The 2,970-nt window shown below is 63.3% G+C and carries 4 protein-coding genes and 1 pseudogene; 1 reads left to right on the top strand and 4 read right to left on the bottom strand.

From position 1 onward, the window contains the following. From NKH49_RS34510 to tnpA, 3 genes are all read right to left on the bottom strand, one after another. The coding region (locus tag NKH49_RS34510) for an IS66 family transposase (RefSeq protein ID WP_352930123.1) at nucleotides 1-217 on the bottom strand (217 nt) is incomplete at its 3' end. Continuing rightward, nucleotides 172-1,206 carry an IS66 family transposase gene (gene tnpC / locus NKH49_RS34505; protein ID WP_352930120.1) on the bottom strand — a complete coding sequence of 345 codons (1,035 nt, stop codon included), beginning with the start codon at nucleotides 1,204-1,206 and terminating at the stop codon, nucleotides 172-174. The genes tnpC and NKH49_RS34510, both read right to left, overlap by 46 nt. Beyond that, a complete protein-coding gene (gene tnpA / locus NKH49_RS34500; protein WP_352614506.1) occupies nucleotides 1,203-1,571 on the bottom strand; it encodes an IS66-like element accessory protein TnpA in 369 nt (122 codons plus the stop codon). The genes tnpC and tnpA overlap by 4 nt, the downstream gene beginning before the upstream one ends. Nucleotides 1,572-1,721: 150 nt before the next feature. Here tnpA and NKH49_RS34495 point away from each other — a divergent pair. Continuing rightward, nucleotides 1,722-2,354 (top strand): annotated as a pseudogene (locus NKH49_RS34495) (IS110 family RNA-guided transposase); the annotation flags it as partial. A gap of 291 nt (nucleotides 2,355-2,645) precedes the next feature. On the opposite strand, the gene NKH49_RS34490 reads toward NKH49_RS34495, so the two are convergent. Further along, nucleotides 2,646-2,970: transposase domain-containing protein (locus tag NKH49_RS34490; protein WP_502907995.1), on the bottom strand; the 325-nt coding region annotated here is incomplete at its 5' end.

Raw genomic sequence — 2,970 nt, 5'->3', positions numbered from 1 at the left:
GGCCGATTTGGCGCGCAATACTCCGCATCGCATCCACGACGACAACCAGGAATCGCTGTTTTCCGCCATTTGAAAAGGAGGTGCATAATGAATCGGTCTTCGCCACACAGCGCATGGCGCGTTCGGCAATGTTGTTGTCGATCTCCAGGCGGCCATCAGCAAGGAAACGTGTCAGCGAGATCCAGCGTTTGTGGCCATATGCAATCGCCTTGGCCATCTCGGATTTGGGCGAGAGGCGCCGCAGGGCATCGTCGAGAGCCTGCTGAATTCCTGGATCAATGGCAAAGTGCGGTCCTGCCGACTTCGTCGCCGGACATCGGGTTGCTGGCCGCGAACCTCGGCCTCGATCTCATAAAGTTGGCCAATGCGCTCCAGCAGGTCTGTGGTCAGCGGTGTCGGCTTGGTGGCGTGGATATCGAATAGCTTCCGGCGAAAATGTGCCCAGCACGCGACCTCGGTGACACGGTTGGTGTCGTAGAGCTTGTCATATCCGGCATAGCCATCGGCCTGGAGATAGCCGGTGAAGCTGGCCAGCTGCCGTTGGAGATGTGCGCCGGTCCGGTCGGTGGTGAACTCGTACCAGACCAGTGGCGGCGTCGTGGCACCAGAGCCCCGATCATCGACCGCATAGGCCCAAAGCCTGCCGGTTGCCGTCTTGCCACGTCCCGGATCGAGCATGGGGACCGGCGTACCGTCGGTATGGATCTTCGAGGCTGTCAGCCCGACCTCGCGGATGCGGCTGATGATCGGATCGAGCAAGACAGATGCCTGGCCGACCCAGCGTGCCAGCGTCGATCGGTCGATCTCGATGCCCTGCGCAGCCATGATCTCGGCCTGACGGTACAGCGGCAGATGATGGTCGAACTTGGAGACGACGACATGGGCCAGCGTGCCGAAGGTCGCCTTGCCCCGGGCAATCGCCTTCACGGGCGCTTGCGCCTGGCCGCAGCGCGCCGCCACAGTCGGGACAAGTGCAGTTGCCCTGCTCAGGCTCGATCCGCTGTTCCTCGCGCGGCAGATGGGCGGGAAGCGCCCGAACCGGCGATGGCCGATCGACGGCTGCCGGATGAAAGCGAACAGCGCACCGGAATGCGGGCTCTGCTCCAGAACCTGCTGCGTCATCACAGCAAGGCCGTCGAAACCCTTGCGCATGTCCGTCGCGCCGCAAGCCAGGAATATCCGCGTCGATGGCGGCAGCGGGATCATCGTGCCAGCGCGCCGATCACCCGCGACAGGGCATCGGCATCGACCGTGGCGTCCACGGTCACCCTGATCCCCGAAGGCAGCTCGATCCCGATCAAGCCGGGGACCAACGGTGCAATGGGAGCAGGCAACGCGGGCGGCTCGCTGATGTGGACCTCGGCGAAGGCTGGCTCGGCCAGCTTGCGAACCCCGGCAAGCTCACCGGACATCGCTTGCCGCCGCCAGGTATAGATCGAGCCGCTGCCGACGTCGTGGCGCTCACAGGCCGTCCGCACGCAACCGTCGGGGCCGAATGCATCCCGCAGCACGACCAGCTTTTGTTCCACCGTCCAGCGCCGCCGACCGGACACCCGGGCAACGACCTCCATCCGACTACTCATACGATTACTTATATGAGAGCTCGATGCGCTGCTCGCTGAATCCTCGATCTTGCTCGACACCGGCCACCCCGTTCAAAGAGCGGCAATCATCCCGGCGAAGACCCGGCGTGCAAGGCGGCCGGCAGACCTCGCTTACGCCGTAGCTATCCGCGAAAGAAGAGCTGGACGATGCGCTATCTACGCTGGCTTCAGGAACAGCGGTTCGATCATCCCGCGCATCAGATCGCACTCCAGGAGATGGTCGAGGCGGTGCGCGTCTCGAAGGAGCGGGTCGAGCGGCTGGAGCGTGTGATCGAAGAGTTCGTCCCGGCCTGGTCGCTGGCACCGATCGTGTGGGCGCTTCAGACATTGCGTGGGGTAGACCTGATTGTCGCCGTGACGTTCGTCACCGAAGTCGGCGACGTCAGCCGGTTCGAAAGCCCACGCCAGCTCATGGGATATCTCGGTCTGGTTCCCGGCGAGCGCTCAACCGGGGAGACAGTCCGGCGCGGCGGCATCACAAAGGCAGGCAACGGTCGGGTTCGCCACATGTTGGTCGAGAGCGCCTGGACCTATCGACATCCGCCCAAGGTCGGGAAGGCGAAGCTATACCGATTGGAGCAGGCGCCACCGAAGGTGCATGAGATCGCCTGGAAGGCGCAGTCCCGCCTGACAGCCCGCTACCGCATGCTGAGCGCTCGGGGCAAACGGACAACGGTCGTCTGCACTGCTATCGCCCGTGAACTGGTCGGCTTCATGTGGGCAGTCGCAAGGGAGGCGCGCATCACCTGATCGCTCGCCGCGACGGCGCACATCTCGCGCATGGGCGGAGGCGGGACCACGGCAGGGGAATGCCCGTCAGACGCTTTGTGGCCGGCGAACCGCCGACGCCCGCAGTAAGATAGGAACAGCCCCGGACGCACAATCGGGAATGCGGTAGCCAACCCGCGCATCAGAGCTTGATCACCGACGTCCTTCAGTTCCGCCTCCACCCATGCGCGATCATCAGAATGAGCAGCCGTTCCTCGGATCGGGCGACCTCCTGCGTTCCAAACCTTGACAGCGGACATCAGAGCGCTGTTCTCAGGCCACGGCTTTGAGCTCGAGCTTGTTGATGTAGGCCCAGGGCAGGAGATCGTCGATCTGGCTGTTAGGGTGGCCGTTGACGATCCTGGTGAGGACATCGTCGAGATAGCCCAGCGGCTCAACGCCGTTGAGCTTGCAGGTTTCAATCAGCGAGGCGACAACGGCCCAGTGTTCGGCGCCGCCGTCGGAGCCTGCGAAGAGCGCATTCTTGCGGTTGAGCGCGAAGACCGATTCATTATGCACCTCCTTTTCAAATGGCGGAAAACAGCGATTCCTGGTTGTCGTCGTGGATGCGATGCGGAGTATTGCGCGCCAAATCGGC

This window comes from Mesorhizobium sp. M1088 (genome assembly GCF_040318575.1).
Lineage (GTDB): Bacteria > Pseudomonadota > Alphaproteobacteria > Rhizobiales > Rhizobiaceae > Mesorhizobium.
This window is presented reverse-complemented; position numbering and strand designations above follow the sequence as displayed.

Excerpts from the sequence above, each read along its gene's own strand:
- tnpA (WP_352614506.1), bottom strand. The coding sequence starts at position 1,571 with ATGGAGGTCGTTGCCCGGGTGTCCGGTCGGCGGCGCTGGACGGTGGAA.
- tnpC (WP_352930120.1), bottom strand. The coding sequence starts at position 1,206 with ATGATCCCGCTGCCGCCATCGACGCGGATATTCCTGGCTTGCGGCGCG.